The sequence below is a fragment of the Bradyrhizobium sp. CB1015 genome, from assembly GCF_025200925.1.
GTDB lineage: Bacteria > Pseudomonadota > Alphaproteobacteria > Rhizobiales > Xanthobacteraceae > Bradyrhizobium.
Window position 1 is genome coordinate 5,861,810 of the sequence record NZ_CP104174.1, and the last position, 13,932, is coordinate 5,875,741.

13 protein-coding genes and 1 pseudogene are annotated in these 13,932 nt (G+C 66.3%); 5 read left to right on the forward strand and 9 right to left on the reverse strand.

Translation table 11 applies throughout. The features are described 5' to 3' along the window. Positions 1-226: 226 nt before the first annotated feature. Complete coding sequence (locus N2604_RS27385; protein ID WP_260371207.1) at positions 227-2,059, reverse strand: PQQ-binding-like beta-propeller repeat protein; 1,833 nt, start codon at positions 2,057-2,059, stop codon at positions 227-229. A 94-nt stretch (positions 2,060-2,153) separates the two neighbouring features. Next, positions 2,154-2,867 (reverse strand): class I SAM-dependent methyltransferase, encoded by a 714-nt coding sequence (locus N2604_RS27390; protein ID WP_260371208.1) that lies wholly within the window; start codon positions 2,865-2,867, stop codon positions 2,154-2,156. Between the two features lie 372 nt (positions 2,868-3,239). Between N2604_RS27390 and N2604_RS27395 the strand changes: the two genes are divergently transcribed. After that, positions 3,240-3,392 (forward strand): hypothetical protein, encoded by a 153-nt coding sequence (locus N2604_RS27395; protein WP_311739667.1) that lies wholly within the window; start codon positions 3,240-3,242, stop codon positions 3,390-3,392. Positions 3,393-3,395: 3 nt separating this feature from the next. On the opposite strand, the gene N2604_RS27400 is transcribed toward N2604_RS27395, so the two are convergent. Then, positions 3,396-3,560: a hypothetical protein gene (locus tag N2604_RS27400; RefSeq protein ID WP_260371209.1), complete on the reverse strand. Its 165-nt coding sequence runs from the start codon at positions 3,558-3,560 to the stop codon at positions 3,396-3,398. A 101-nt stretch (positions 3,561-3,661) separates the two neighbouring features. On the opposite strand from N2604_RS27400, the gene N2604_RS27405 reads away from it, so the two are divergent. Continuing rightward, positions 3,662-4,054 carry a hypothetical protein gene (locus N2604_RS27405; RefSeq protein WP_260371210.1) on the forward strand — a complete coding sequence of 131 codons (393 nt, stop codon included), beginning with the start codon at positions 3,662-3,664 and terminating at the stop codon, positions 4,052-4,054. 280 nt (positions 4,055-4,334) lie between these two features. Then, positions 4,335-4,589 (forward strand): hypothetical protein, encoded by a 255-nt coding sequence (locus tag N2604_RS27410; RefSeq protein ID WP_260371211.1) that lies wholly within the window; start codon positions 4,335-4,337, stop codon positions 4,587-4,589. Between the two features lie 27 nt (positions 4,590-4,616). Here N2604_RS27410 and N2604_RS39460 read toward each other — a convergent pair whose 3' ends face one another. The 4 genes from N2604_RS39460 to N2604_RS27430 all read right to left on the reverse strand — a co-directional run bounded on the left by N2604_RS39460 (position 4,617) and on the right by N2604_RS27430 (position 7,141). Next, on the reverse strand, positions 4,617-4,859 hold the full coding sequence (locus N2604_RS39460; RefSeq protein WP_311739668.1) for a DUF6719 family protein: 243 nt from the start codon (positions 4,857-4,859) through the stop codon (positions 4,617-4,619). Between the two features lie 249 nt (positions 4,860-5,108). After that, entirely contained in the window at positions 5,109-5,816 is a 708-nt protein-coding gene (locus N2604_RS27420; RefSeq protein ID WP_260371212.1) for an outer membrane protein, read from the reverse strand. A 287-nt stretch (positions 5,817-6,103) separates the two neighbouring features. Continuing rightward, positions 6,104-6,499: a hypothetical protein gene (locus N2604_RS27425; RefSeq protein WP_260376316.1), complete on the reverse strand. Its 396-nt coding sequence runs from the start codon at positions 6,497-6,499 to the stop codon at positions 6,104-6,106. Between the two features lie 231 nt (positions 6,500-6,730). Further along, positions 6,731-7,141, reverse strand: a complete 411-nt coding sequence (locus tag N2604_RS27430; RefSeq protein ID WP_260371213.1) for a His-rich protein BRANT — start codon at positions 7,139-7,141, stop codon at positions 6,731-6,733. 248 nt (positions 7,142-7,389) lie between these two features. Here N2604_RS27430 and N2604_RS27435 point away from each other — a divergent pair, with 248 nt between their 5' ends. Continuing rightward, positions 7,390-7,932 carry a lipopolysaccharide assembly protein LapB gene (locus N2604_RS27435; protein ID WP_260371214.1) on the forward strand — a complete coding sequence of 181 codons (543 nt, stop codon included), beginning with the start codon at positions 7,390-7,392 and terminating at the stop codon, positions 7,930-7,932. Between the two features lie 106 nt (positions 7,933-8,038). Next, positions 8,039-9,426 (forward strand): annotated as a pseudogene (locus tag N2604_RS27440) (serine hydrolase domain-containing protein). On the opposite strand, the gene N2604_RS27445 reads toward N2604_RS27440, so the two are convergent. Next, on the reverse strand, positions 9,413-10,972 hold the full coding sequence (locus N2604_RS27445; RefSeq protein ID WP_260371215.1) for a S10 family peptidase: 1,560 nt from the start codon (positions 10,970-10,972) through the stop codon (positions 9,413-9,415). The pseudogene N2604_RS27440 and the gene N2604_RS27445 overlap by 14 nt on opposite strands. Positions 10,973-11,381: 409 nt before the next feature. After that, positions 11,382-13,862 carry a caspase family protein gene (locus N2604_RS27450; protein ID WP_260371216.1) on the reverse strand — a complete coding sequence of 827 codons (2,481 nt, stop codon included), beginning with the start codon at positions 13,860-13,862 and terminating at the stop codon, positions 11,382-11,384. Positions 13,863-13,932 lie beyond the last annotated feature (70 nt).

Consider the following 13,932-nt stretch of genomic DNA (forward strand, 5'->3'; position numbering starts at 1 on the left):
ATTGGCCGATTGGAATTCAAGAGGCGGCGTCCTTGCTCACCCTCGTCATGCGAGCGAAGCGAAGCAATCCAGACTGCCTCCGCGGAAAGACTGTGGATTGCTCGCGGAGCCTGTCATGGGACCGCGCTTCGCGCGGGAACCCGTTGGCTCGCAATGACGAGTTTGAGGAAGCAGCCTCACCCATCTCCAGACGTTGCAGCGCGTCCGGGACACGGCGGCAAGATTGTCACTCCGTCCCGGCCTCGAATGCCAGCAGCACGTTGCCGGCGACGCCGCTCCATTGGCCGTAGCCGGAATTGGTGTAGAGCATGCCGCCGGCGATGACGGGCCCGGGGCCGTCGATCGCGCCGCCATGGGCAGGGACCCCGTTCACCGCCTTGAAATCCCGCGCGGTGTCGAACTCCCAGAGCAGCTTGCCGTCGGTGGCGTAGGCGCGCAAGAATCCACTGACGCCGCCGGAGAACACGACGCCCGGGATCAGGCTCACCGCCGCCGAGAGCGCGGGGCTGCATTGCGGGCGCTCGCCGCAGGCAACCGGCGGTACCTCCATAACAACTCTGCCGCTGGCAAGATCGAGCCCGAACAGGCCGCCGCCTTGCGTGGAATCGAGCTGCCGCGTGCCGTCGCGCTTGAAACGCACGTCGGAGTTGGCGACATAGATGCGCTCGCCGTCCGCAGCCGAACCCCATTCGCTGCCGCCGAGCGCGCCGCCCTTCCCGATCCGGGTCTGCCACAGGATCTTGCCGCCATCGTCCGGATCGAGCGCATGCACGACGCCGGACTTCTGCGCGATGGCAAGAATGCGCCTGCCGTCGCGCAAGGTGACGAGGATCGGCGACTGGCCGAAATCGTGATCGGGCCCGGGCTCGTCGGGACAATTGGTCTTGTCCATGCCGAAACAGGCGACGACGAAGGCGTCCTTTGGCGTCGCCTGCTGCGTCCAGAGCAGCTTCCCGGTTGCGAGATCGAAAGCAAGGATCGCATCGGCGGTCGCAGCCGGCGGATTCGAATAGGAATTGCTGGTCGCGACATAGACCGCGCCCCGCTGCGCATCGATCGTCGGCGCCGACCAGATGGCGGCGCCGGACGGTCCGAACAGCTGCGTGCCCTTGGCATTCTTGCCGGTCGGATGCGGCATCTCGGGGATCGTGTACGCCTGCCAGATCATCTTGCCGGTCGCGGCCTGCAACGCCACCACGCTGCCGCGGAAGGTGCAGCATTCGTAAGAGGCTTGCGAGCCGGCGGCTTCCTCGAGTGAGGACACCGGTACGTAGAGCACACCTGAATGCAGCGTCGGCGCGCCGGTGATGCGTGCGGCGGCATGCTCCTCCACCTTGGTTTTCCAGATCAGCGCGCCCGTCAGCGCGTTCACCGCATAGGCGTTGGCGCGCAAATCCCCGAAGAAGATCGCGAACTGATCGGAGCCCGGAAGCGGCGCAAAGCTGATCGCGGCGCGCACCGCCGCATCAAGCGCCAACGTCCACAGCGTGCAGCCGCTTCGCGCATCGAGCGCGTGGACCTTGCGATCAGTGCCCCCGATGAACAGCATCCCGCCCACGATGGTGGGTGGCGCAAACGACACCGAGGCGCCGGGAAAGGCATAGGCCCATTTCAACCGCAAATGCGGCACCTGCGCCGCCGTCAGCCCGGCCATGTCGGCCGGCTGGAAGCGGCTGTTGTTGGCGTCAACGCCCCAACCGTTCCAGCGCGGGCCGTCGAGGGCTTGCGGAAAGCCGCTCGCCTGCTGCACGCAGCGGCCCTCCGCGTCGGCGGCGGCGCTGCCCGTCGGCATCTTGCCGGTCACGAACGAGGCGATCGCCCGGCGTTCGGCATCGCTGCGGTCCTTCGCCATAGCCGCCATGCTGCCTGAGGTCAACGTCCCCAGCACGTGGTCGAACGACATCGCCTGCAGCGCGGCGCGACCCGGCATGCGGGCCTGCGCATCGCCGTCGTGGCATTGCGCGCAATGCGCGGCGTAGAGCGCGGCGCCTTCCTGCTGCGCCAGCGCCGGCGCGCTGCACCAGATCAACAACGCGGCCAAGACGGCACGTACGCTCATGGTGGGCTCCGGCATGCGAGGGCAGATCGCTTCACGCAACCTGAAGTCTATCCCCGGCGCGATGGCGGGTGCAATCGACGTTGTGCCGCCGCCGTCACACAGCCGCGGCCATGCGGATAGGATCGGACAATTCGTCAAGCCGCCAGAGACCGAGGCTCTTGTCGCGCCAGCCGCCACCACCCTCCTCGCAACGCTCGTCGATCAACGCGAGCGGTCCCGGCCAGCCGAACGGCGCCTTCTCCATGTTCAGCGCCCGCCAGTCGCCGTCCTCGCAATCGTGGTTGTCGTCCCATTCCGGAAACGTCGTGACGAGGAGATATTGCGCGCCGCTCTCGCGAAAGCGGGCGGTGGCGCGGGCAATGTTCTGAAAGCTCAGATGCACCAGACAGTCCCGGCACAGGATCAAATCAGCGCGCGGCAGCGAGTCACGCGTGATGTCGGCAACCAGGAATCGGCCGGCGAGTTCGCCGTCCGCCACACGCCGGTTGTTGGCGGCGATCAGCGAGGGCACGATATCGATGCCGATATAGTCGAGGTCGAGCTTGACGCGGCGGATCCAACCCGCATCGCCGCAAGGTGCATCGAGCAGCGAGCGCACGCCGAGCCGCTGCAGCAAAGGCGGAAGCGCGTCCCGGATGGCCGCAGTGGCCAGGTCCTCCGAGCCGAGGCCCGACACCGAGCCGGCAGCGCCCCAGAGGTTCGTGCGCTCGATCCGCTCGAACCGCGCGGCGAGATCGAGCCCTGAGAAATTGGCACGGTCGGCGACGAAGCGCTCGTGGGCGAGCACAGGGGGACGATCGGCGATCATTGAGCGAGCCTTTCCGGCGCAGGCACACTATACAACCCAGGCGAACTGTTCGAAATTGCCCGGCAGCAAACCTACGCGCGTTATTCGTCTCGTCCAGATCCCATGCGCTCCACCACTCCGAAAGAGAAGGCCAAGATCGTCGCCGGCGCGGTGACGGCCGTCGTCATGACGGCCATGCTGTTCGTGTTCGCGCTCGGCCTTGTGCTGCCGCACTAGGCGCGATCTCGAGCCCCTGTTTTCGCATCGAAAATCGCCGCCCCGGAACCGGCTCCGGCGTCAACCGTTGTCGGCGCATGCGGATTCAGGAAGAAAACCGAAACATGATTCTGCTCGCCACGGTGACGCTGTGCTGTAGCGCCGTGGCCGGGGACGTTGGCACTGTTCGAGCCGATGCGGGGACCGGCTTCCGATACGCGGGCCGCCGATAGAGCCGTGATCGACCTCACCACACGCACGCCTGCTCAGATCCCGGTTCGGGTGGTCGGCGCGCCGTTCGAGCCCAACGTCAATCCGCGCGAGCGGTAGCGCTCACCTCGGCGAGGCCTTCGCGCCCTCCTCGGGCCGGCCGTGGACACGCGCCAATTCCTCGACAAACGCGATCACCTCCGCCCGCTTGTCGGGCGGCAGCGTCAGGAACGCGCGGATGAGCCTGAGGCCCTCCGCCTCGCCCGGGCGTTCTTTCGATGCATCCATCTGCCCAGTGTCGGGCCACCGGGAAAAATATGCAATCCCTTTGCAAACAGCCTTGATTCGAAGCAGCCGCTTTGCTGGAATATGCGCGGCTGAGGTGGATCATGAAATGGATCAGGGAGCGCGACGCACTGATCGCGCAGACACTGGCCTTCGTCCAATCCGTGACCGGCAGGAAGGATGACGTCCTTCAGCCGGAGACGCCCGTATCTGGCCCCGCCGGCGCGGTGGAGATCGTCACCGTCGAGGCGATCGCCGTCGAGATCGGACCGCCGCAAGCCCCCCTTCCGCAGCGGCCCGCGCCTCTGCCGCCGCGGACGAGCGGCGATTTCCGCAGCGAGATGCAGGCCCGCATCGCCAACTTCCGTAAGCACCAGGAACGCTTCGAGCGCGAACGTGAGGAATATTGTGCGGCGACCCTGACCAAGTTGCGTGCCGCCATCGGCGACGCCTCCGGCCCACCGGCCGAAAAAAAAGCCGCCCGGCCGGGGACCTAAAGCCAGGACCAGACCAGCCAGAGATTGGCCGCGCAGGCGCCGAAAAGCGCCAGCGTGAGCGGCAGGAGCATGTGCCCGCAGGATGTCTTCAGGTCGCTCGTCATGGCGCAAAACATCCGCTGATTCCGGCCGACGAGTCCCAGGGATTCTTTTTTTCGGGATTTAGGACTCGTTAAGGACTCAAGGCCCACCCCGCCATGATCACGGCCCCGTGATCGGCCGGCGGCCGGAACCCCTTACCCCATGAGCTCGTTAACGGGCATTCTTGGAGTTGGGATGCATGCCCTACGCCCTCTTCTGCAACGACGCCCAGATCAGCAAGGCCTATCCGAGTGAGGCCGACGTCTGGAAGCTCGCCCAGCGAAGCGGTCTCGTCGTGGACGTGACCGCGGACGACGAGCGGCCGGGACCGCGCCGGGTGCTCGACAACGACTACAAGATCGAGCCGTGCCAGGCGGCCCAGGGCGAGGACCCCGCCAAGAACAAGGCGGAGGCCGATCAGCAGTCGAGGATGGAGCTCGAGCTGAATTCCTGAACTCCGGCGCGGAGCCGGAGCGAAAGCTCAGGGGGTAGCGGCCGCAAGCGAGGCCTGCTCGCCTGGCATCGGCACGCAGGCCTTGCGGCGGTGCAGCCCGCGGATGGCGCCGGTGACCTTCAGCACCTTGCCCGACGGACAGGAGGCGTCCTTGACGAAGGCCACCTCATACGGTGCCAACATCAGAGGCTCGGATTTGAGGATTGTCTGTGCAGAGCACGGCAGGCAGGAGAAGCACGAGAGCACCACTGCCGACACCAAGATACGCATGTCCGTCGTCCCACCTGCCCGGTAATTGTCATATAACGCGTTCCGGAGCGCGAGTTCCGTAAATCGCAAAAAATTATTTTTGCTTTACGCCAGCCCCATGACGCGCGTGAGAAGGCGCGCCAGCATCGTTTGCAAGCAAATGACGCGCCAGATGGTTCACGGAATGCAAAGAAGGCGCCGCCAGGCGCCAGATCGGGCAAACGAAAGGCCGGCGAGCCGGCCTTCGTCAGGTTGGATCGGCGCTGGCGGTCAGTAGCGCGAGGCCGCCGGGCCGCCCCAGCCAAAGCGGTAGTTCACACCGGCCTTGACGGTATGCTCGTCCTCCCGGCCGCGAACGCCGACGATGTCGGCCGGGCCGGAGGTGAAGGTGGTGCTGCCGAAATTGTAATACTGGTACTCGGCCTTGGCCGACCAGTTCGGCGCGAACATGTATTCGAGGCCGGCGCCGACGGTATAGCCGTCCTTGTTGTTGCCGGTGGTGGTGAAGGCCTGCGGCACCCCGGCGATGTTCACGCCAAGGCCGTTATTCCGCCAGGCATAACCGCCCTTGGCGTAAAGCAGCGTCGGTCCCCAGGTGTAGCCGACGCGACCGGTCACCGACCCGATCTGGTCGGTGTTGGAGGTCACCTGGGTACCCAGCGGGAAGGTAACGCCGTTGTTGTTGGTCGGCAGCCAGGAATACTGGGCCTCGATACCCACCACCCAGTTGGGCGCGAACTGGTAGTCGAAGCCGCCCTGCACGCCGCCAAGGAAGCGGGCGTCGCTCGACCGGAAGCTGTTGTCGCCGACAAACGCGCCGCCGACATGGCCGCCGATGTAGAAACCGGTCCAGTTGTAGATCACCTGCGGCGGCGTGTAGACTGGAGCCTTGGTGTAGGTGCGCGGCTGAATGTCGGCGGCTGCGGCCGGCGCGGCCAGCGCAAGCAGAGCTGCTGCCCCCAGCAAGATCGACTTCATGATCGTCCCCGTTCTTTCATTTACGACACTCGGGAAACAACGTGGCGTGAATTGGGTTGCTTCGCGGCAATGCCGGAACGTTGATCGTTCGTGACTGTGACGGGTCGGCAACAACACGATTTTGTTCCGTCAAGTCGCGCTGCACCGGCTGTTTTTGTCGCCAGCGCAAGGCCCCGCCGTAACGATTTGTCGCAAGTCGAAACCACCCCGTTCAAAGCTCGCCGAAATGTGATCCAGCGGCTCCGGCTGCTTCTGTGTAGCACCGGGCGATGAAGGCGGGCTTTGCGCTACCGCGTCATCTTTTCCAGTTCCGGAAAGGGTGCGTAAACCGCACCGGCGCAGAGATCGCTGGTCTGGTCCACCACACGATCCGCACGGCCGTTGACGAAGATCACGGCCCGCTCGCGCACACCCTTGTAAGTGCCATCGGTCTCGCGCGGGGTGAAGTGCAGGCAACTCACATAGAACTGCCGGCCGCCGACCTCGCGCTGTACCGGCTCGGCCATGCCGGCATTGCGCACGCCGACCGGATTGTTGAGATAGGCCCGCATCAACGCCACCGTGTCGCTCCGGAAATTGTCAGGAAACGGCTGCGGCCCACCGGCCTGGGTCCCGCCCATGAAAGTCGGACGGTCACCGTCGCTGCCAAAACATGCCGCAAGCGCCAGCGGCAACGCCAGGATCACCGCATATCTCGCCAATCGCCCCACAGGCCCAGCTCTCCGCTCGAACAGATCAGGAGACGTTCTAGCCCCTGGCCTGGATGAAGGGAATTCGCTTGCAGAGACGCAAACAGCGCACCGGCCAGCCGCCGACGCCTCGCGCTTCCGCACGAGGCGTGGCAACGGGCCAGGCCTGACGTCCGCGCGCGGCGGCGGGGCAATGCCAAGGATGCCGCCGCGCGGGATCCGTCGTCAGTTGCGCTTATCTGACGTTGCGGGCTTGGTCACATCCGGCTGCGCCTTCTGGGCATCCTTGGCCGTGACCTGCTTGTGGTGATGGCGATGCTTGCGCACGGTCTTGTGCTCGTCGGTGGTGACCGCGGCGTTCGCGTTCATCGCCTTCGACTTGCCATCCACCTTGGCGTCCGCCTTGACGTCGGGAGCCTTCACGTTCGTCGTCTTCACGTCCGTCTTGGCGTCGGTCGTCTTGGCGTCGGCCTTGACGCCGGCTTCCGGTTTCGCGGCACTGGTCGCCGCCTTGGTCTGGCTCTGGTCGGCCTTGATCACCGGAGCGGTCGTGGTGGTCTTGCCGGCCTCGGCAGCGAAGGCCGGGGCTGCAATCACGGACGTTGCGAGCAAGGCTGCAGAAATGGTCTTCAACATGGTGGTCTCCTCTTGGAAGATCTTCAGGCGGCGCCCTCTCGCCTACCCATCGATCGTGGGTGGAGCCTAGGCGGGGGGCACTGAACCCAGTCTGAAGCCCTCAGCAGGCTTTCGTTCATCTCGATGACAAGTTTGTCATCCGCGGCCGGGCGAATAGATCGTGCGAAGCGGGAATGTTTTTGCCCGAGAGGTGTTCCGGTCTTCGGGCAATCGTGTAGGATCGCCACGTTCCATACGGGAGAACTTAAATGCGCAAACTCTCAACGCTCGTTGTGCCTGGACTCGTCGCCGTGACGCTCGCGGCCGCGCCGGTGCTGTCCAGCGCGTATGCCGCGGGCGGCGATTCCCCTTCGTCGCCGCCGAGCTCGGACTCCTCGACCAAGAAGGGCAAGAAGAAGAGCTCTTCCGTTAGCGACCCCAAGTTCCTCGCGGCCTATCGCACGGCCTACGCGGCGATCTACGACAAGCACGATTACACGGGCGCGATCGACCAGCTGAAGTCGCTCAAGCGCGACGACGTCGCCGACGTCGCCAACCTGATCGGTTACTCCTATCGCAAGCTCGGCGACTACCAATCGTCGAAGGTCTATTATGAGCTGGCGCTGAAGGACGATCCGAACCACGTCCGCACCTGGCAATATTACGGCCTCTGGCAGCTCGAGCAGGGCAACCGCGAGCAGGCGCAATATCACCTCAACAAGATCGCCTCGCTCGCCGGCACCGGCAGCTCGGAGTATCGCTCGCTGGCCGAAGCGCTCGACAAGCCGACCGGCGCGACGCTCGTCTACTGATCATTGCATCTTTGACCGAAGCGGGCGGGCACAACCTCAGGGTTGTGCCCGTTCTGCGCTTTCGGCTAGCCTCTCGCACCAATCTCCCTCGCAAACCGGTAGCGCAATGGACACGTGGCTGCGATCCGCGATCGACTACATCGGCTCCTGGATCGAATACCAACTGACGACGATCCAGCAGCCGGGCGTCATCGTGGCCTTCGCCCATCGCGGCGAGGTCGTGGCCGAGCATGCGTTCGGCCTCGCCGATCTCGACACCGGCGAGAAGCTCACCCCGCGCCATCGCTTCCGCATCGCCTCGCACTCGAAGAGCTTCACCTCGGCCGGCATCATGAAGCTGCGCGAGCAGCGCCAGCTCCGGCTCGACGACAATGTGGGCCAATATGTCGGCGGCCTGCATCCGCGCGTGGCCGAGACCACGATCGCGCAAGTGCTGTCGCACAGCGCGGGCCTGACACGCGACGGTGCCGATTCCGGCCAGTTCATCGACAGCCGCCCCTATCTCGACGCGAGGGAGTTGCTTGCGGAATTGAAGCTGCCGACCGCGATCGAGCCCGGCACACGCTTCAAATATTCCAATCACGGCTTTGGCCTGCTCGGCCTCGTGATCGAGGCCATTGCGAAGGAGCCCTACTCCGTTTGGATCAAGCGCGAGATCATCGAGTCCGCAGGCCTTCGCGAAACCGAGCCGGACGCACCACTACCCAAGGGCGCCCAGTTCGCGCGCGGCCACACGCGCAAAGTGCCGCTGGGCGTGCGCTGCGTGATCCCGGCGACAATCCCACCAACGCGATGGCATCGGCCACGGGGTTCGCCGCCAGCGCCGCCGACACCGCCCGCTTCTTCGCGCAGCTGGCGCCCAATGCGAAGAAGAGCGTGCTGTCGGTCGCGAGCCGCCGCGAGATGACGCGCCACCATTGGCGCATCCCGCAGAGCTTCGAAGGCTATTACGGCTTGGGTATCGGTGCCGGCAAGCTCGACGGCTGGGACTGGTTCGGTCATGGCGGCCACTTCCAGGGCTATATCTCGCGGACCTGCGTCATCCCGGACTGCGAGCTGACGATCAGCATCATGAGCAACTCGATCGACGGCGCGGCGCCGTTCTGGATGGACGGCGCGATGCAGATCTTGCGCGTGTTCAAGACACGCGGCGCGGCCGACCGTCGCCTGCGCGACTGGACCGGCCGCTGGTGGACGATCTGGGGCGCGACCGATTTCGTCCCCGCAGGCAACCGCGTCCTCGTCGCCAACCCGCAGTTCAACAACCCGTTCATGGATGCCGCCGAGATCGAGGTGACCGGCCGCGACATCGGCAAGCTCGCCTGGGCTGCCGGCCATTCCAGCCATGGCGAGCCGGTGCGCCGCATCCGCGACAAGCGCGGCAAGATCAGCGACATCTGGATCGCCGGCGCGAACGTGAAGCCGGAAAGAGTCGTCGCACGCGAGATCGCGCGCCGCTATCCGCCGCGCAAGCGCCGGCCTACTCCCGAATGAGCGCCTCGACGTCGCTCCGGAACGCCTGCCGCGATCCGTCGCGCGAATAGAACATGTGGCCGCCGGGATAGACCACGAACTTCACGCGCTGCGTCACGAAGGCCGGCAGCTGGTCGAGCACCCGCCTCGTTCCGAAATAGGGCGTGGCGAGGTCGAACAGGCCGTGCGTGACCAGCACGTTCAGCTTCGCGTCGGTGGCGAGGATCTGGCGCAGCTCCGACACCGATTGCGGCGGGTTAATGCCGCGGCCGAAATCCCATTGACCTTCGACGGCACCGTTCAGGACTTCATATGAGCCGCCGGGCCGCCAGTTGAGCTTGCGCGAGAGCACGTCCACCGCGGCGCTCGTTAGCGGCGCCTGGAGCGCATCGCCGGAGGGATCGCCGAAGCGCGAGCTGCTGGAATCCGGATAGGGATCGAAGCCGCGCACCGAGGCGTCGTAGCGGCCGGTCACCTTGCCGTTCTTGCGGTCGAATTCGCGGCGGAATTCACCGACGTCGAAGCGGCCGGCCAGCCTTCGGCTCACCGCCTGGTCGATGCCGGTGAGCTCGGCGACCTTGTCGGCCAGGCGATTGGTTGCCTCCTTGTCCGCCTCGCCCTTGACGAGGTCGGTCAGGAATTCGCCGCGCGCGTAAGCCTCGACATCGGCGAGGTCGGCGCGCTTGACCGGACGTTTGGCTTCGCGCGCCACCGCCACATAGCTCGGCAGCGTCGCGACATATTGCAGGAGGCTCGTTCCGGTGAACTCGCGGAAATCGAGCAGCGGCGAGACCAGGATCAAGCCTCTGACGCCGACGCCGTGCTGGAGCTGCAATTGGCGCACGACCTTCGGCCCGCGAATGCCGCCATAGCTTTCGCCGGCGACGTATTTCGGCGAGGTCAGCCGCTCGTGCTTTTCGAGCCAGCGGCGGATCACGAGCGCGATCGAATTGACGTCGCCGTCGACGGAGTAGAACGACTTGCGCGCGTCCTCGCTGCTCGCCACGAAGCGGCTGTAGCCGGTGCTGACGGGGTCGACGAAGACGAGATCGGTGAAGTCGAGCCAGGTCTCTGCGTTCGGCCTCACCTCGGGCGACGCCGACGGCGACAGCGCCTCGCCGTCGAGCGGCAAGCGCCACGGCCCGGCCGCGCCGAACTGAAGCCAGGCCGAGGACGCGCCCGGCCCGCCGTTGAACAGGAACGTCACCGGGCGCGTGGCGCGATCGGCACCGTCGAGCTCATAGGAGGTGACGGCGATGTCGGCCAGTGGCTCGCCCTTGCCGTCGAATACGCGGATCGAGCCGGCCGTGGCCGTGAAGTTCAGCGTCCGGCCGGGCAGATCGAGCGTCTGCTTCGTGGTCGAATCCGGCGGCAGACGATGCGGCTCGGCCGCGGACGACGACGTCTGCGGCGCGTTTTGCGCGCCACCGCCGCGTCCGCCCTTCTGTCCGGCCGGCGCGGCCGCCTCGGAGCGCGGCTGCGGTTCATCCGCATGCGCAAAGCCTGCGAGCGCGAACAAAGCGAGTGCCAGACCTACGCGACGTAGCGCCGATCGACGCATGACCATGACAGCTCTCCCCGTTCGGCGGCGCTCGACCGCAGCCCCGATCGCACGGGAGACCCTAGCCGGCAATTGCGACGCTTTGGGGGATCGGAGCCCTAAAAGCCAATGCCGAGTATCAACACGAAATCGCGACATCCGCGGCAGGAGGAATCCATGGGTATCGAAGCAACACGGGTCGGCGGGCGGACGCGCACGATAGCCGGCCGGGCGGCACGCAAGGTCTGATGTCCCGACGCGAGAGGCCTTGCGATGCGTCCCTCGATGCCTTGATCGGCAGCAGCAGGCGCTGCCGCCGACATCATGACCGCCGTCGAGGCGGCCGCAGCAAGCGTCCGCGAATGAAACCAGCTCATGTCCCGCTCCGTCCGTCGCATCGAGACCAGCCAGCTAACGCCGCCGGCCGCCGATCGTTTCAGAACCCGACGCCGATCATGGTGCTATGACCACCGCCGCCACTCACGATGCTCGGACGTGCGACAGCCTGCTGCCGGGCACGCAGCGCATCATTTTCCGGCCGCGCACGCCTGGCCGGCTCGCGGTCGGCTTCGCGGCTCGTCTGCTTGCGGCGCGGCTTGTCCTCATCGTCGTTCTTGCGCGAGGCGGTCGCAGCCGGCGCCGGTTTCTCATTGGCGACGCAGAGGTCGCCCTTCAGCGTTTCGTCGCTCTTGCACTGGATCGGGCAGACGCGCGTGGCGCGCTTGGCGAGCTCCCCGACGAGATCCTGAGTCACGCTGATCTTGTCGGCCTCTGCCGGCTGGCCGCCGATGGCGAGATAGCGGACGAGCGCGGCTTTGGTCGGCTCGCTCAGCTTGCCGTCGGGCTTGCCGGTCAGACATCCCAGTCGGACCAGCTCGGTCTGCGCTGAGGTGACGAGCTGCGGCGAGTTCGGCTGGGTCGCCCCCCGCTTGGCGGCCTCTGCATTGAAACGGTCGATCGACGCGACGACGACCGGCCCGAGCCGGTCGCAGGTGACCGTCCTGGAGAATGCCTTGAGGTCGTCGATGCCCGTGCCTTCGCTGTCCTTGGCGATGATCGCATCGAGCTTGCCCTGCTGGTCTTTGCAGGCGGCTTCCCTGGACGCGGCGAGCTCGGCCGCCTTGCGCGCCTCTTCGGCCTCTCTCGCCTGCTTCTCGGCCGCCGCCTTCGCGGCAGCAGCCGCGGCTGCCGCACGATCGCGCTCCGCCTGCTCGGCCTTCTGCCTTGCTTCCTGCGCCTTGCGCTCGGCCTCGGCCGCCTTGGCGAGGCGATCTGCCTCGGCGGCTGCGGCGCGGCGTTCGTCCTCCAGACGCTTCTTCTCGGCTGCGCTGGCCTCCTTGGCGGCGGCGATCTCGGCCTTCTTGCGCGCATCCTCCGCATCGCGTGCCTGCTTCTCCGCAGCGGCCTTTGCTGTGGCAGCCTCCGCCGCAATTCGGTCGCGCTCGGCCTGCTCGGCCTTCTGCCTGGCTTCCTGCGCCTTGCGCTCGGCCTCGGCCGCTTTGGCAAGGCGCTCGGCTTCGGCCGCAGCGGCGCGGCGTTCATCGTCCTGGCGCTTCTTCTCTGCGGCAGCGGCGGCCGCAGCCGCCCTCGCCTTCTCGGCCGCCTCGGCCTCGCGGGCGCGGCGCTCGTCGTCCTCGCGCTTCTTCTGTGCGGCGAGCTCGGCCTTCTCCGCGTCCGCCTTGCGCTTGGCCTCCTCGGCCGCCTGGCGCGCAGCCTCGCGTTCGGCGCGCGCCTTGATCTCGCGCTCCTGGATCGCCTGCTTCAACAGATCGACGCGCTGCTGCGCGGTGATCGCGAGCGGCGCGTCGGGAAAACGCCTGATGAAACGCTGCAGCACGGGGATGTCGACGCTGTCCTTGATCTTGTCCCACTCGATCTGTTCGCGGGTGGGCGGCGCATCGCGGCTCGGCGGCACCGACTGTGGATAGGCGGCAACCTGGATATTGGCCGGCGGCGCTTGCGGCTGGCTCGCCAGCGCCTCGATCTGCGCCCGCGCCAGCTCGGCATAGAAGCCGGTCGGATGGGTCGCGAGGAAGACCTCCCATGCCCGCCGCGTGCCGATCTTCTGCACCAGGTCGTAGTCCGCCTTGACGTCGCTGACCGGCGCCTCGCGCGGCACGGCCGGCGCTGGCACCAGCGAGATCGTGCCGCCGCCGAGCGCGCCGTAAACATACGGCTCCTGGCGATTGGCCGTCGCTTTCAAGACTTCGTCCCTGACGCGGCCGAAGGCAAGGCGAATGTCGAGACCAGGGACGGGAAGATTCTTGAGGATCGACGTGGTGAACGGGCTGTGATCGCCATCGCCATCATCCGCCGTCGAGCCGGCCTTCGCCGCGTAGGCGATCAGCGTGTCGGTCATGGTGGGCTCGACCTTGCCGAGACCGCCGCTGATCGCGCGGGTCGGAAGGTTGCGCCGCTCGCGCTTCATCGTGCCGACGAACGGATTGTCGCGGCAAGCATCGAGAATGATCAGACGAAGCCGCCTTGCGCCATCCGCCGAGGAGACAAGCCGCTCCAGCGGGATGGCCTCGTCGTCGGCGTCGCGGTCGGAAGCCAACCTCGCATCAACCGGGATGAGATAATTGGTGCCGCCGATCTCGAGCCCATGTCCGGCATAATAGACGACCGCGATGTCGGCCTGGTCCGCCGTGGTCTCGAACTTGCGGATCGCGCGCTTGAATTCGAGGTTGCCGACATCGTTCAGCGTCTCGACGGTGTCAAAGCCGGCATCGCGGAACATATTCGCGACGGAGGTGGCGTCGCGCGATGGATTGGGCAATTGCGGGACGGAGTGATAGAGCGAGTTACCGACCACCAGCGCCACGCGCCGCTCGGCGAACGCGCAATCACCCGACAGGACCACGGCCAGGAGGGTCCCGCCGATCATCGCCATCGCTGCGATCAGACGCCGGAGCATCATAAAATCCATGCCGAGCGTGCGCTAATGCGCCGATCCTGATCCCTTGCAAGGGACTCGGCATTCACGC

Coding starts and splice junctions, on each gene's coding strand:
- N2604_RS27390 (WP_260371208.1), bottom strand. CDS start 2,867: ATGATCGCCGATCGTCCCCCTGTGCTCGCCCACGAGCGCTTCGTCGCC.
- N2604_RS27430 (WP_260371213.1), bottom strand. CDS start 7,141: ATGTTGAAGACCATTTCTGCAGCCTTGCTCGCAACGTCCGTGATTGCA.
- N2604_RS27410 (WP_260371211.1), top strand. CDS start 4,335: ATGCCCTACGCCCTCTTCTGCAACGACGCCCAGATCAGCAAGGCCTAT.
- N2604_RS27435 (WP_260371214.1), top strand. CDS start 7,390: ATGCGCAAACTCTCAACGCTCGTTGTGCCTGGACTCGTCGCCGTGACG.
- N2604_RS27385 (WP_260371207.1), bottom strand. CDS start 2,059: ATGAGCGTACGTGCCGTCTTGGCCGCGTTGTTGATCTGGTGCAGCGCG.
- N2604_RS27405 (WP_260371210.1), top strand. CDS start 3,662: ATGAAATGGATCAGGGAGCGCGACGCACTGATCGCGCAGACACTGGCC.
- N2604_RS27420 (WP_260371212.1), bottom strand. CDS start 5,816: ATGAAGTCGATCTTGCTGGGGGCAGCAGCTCTGCTTGCGCTGGCCGCG.
- N2604_RS27450 (WP_260371216.1), bottom strand. CDS start 13,862: ATGCTCCGGCGTCTGATCGCAGCGATGGCGATGATCGGCGGGACCCTC.
- N2604_RS39460 (WP_311739668.1), bottom strand. CDS start 4,859: ATGCGTATCTTGGTGTCGGCAGTGGTGCTCTCGTGCTTCTCCTGCCTG.
- N2604_RS27400 (WP_260371209.1), bottom strand. CDS start 3,560: ATGGATGCATCGAAAGAACGCCCGGGCGAGGCGGAGGGCCTCAGGCTC.
- N2604_RS27445 (WP_260371215.1), bottom strand. CDS start 10,972: ATGGTCATGCGTCGATCGGCGCTACGTCGCGTAGGTCTGGCACTCGCT.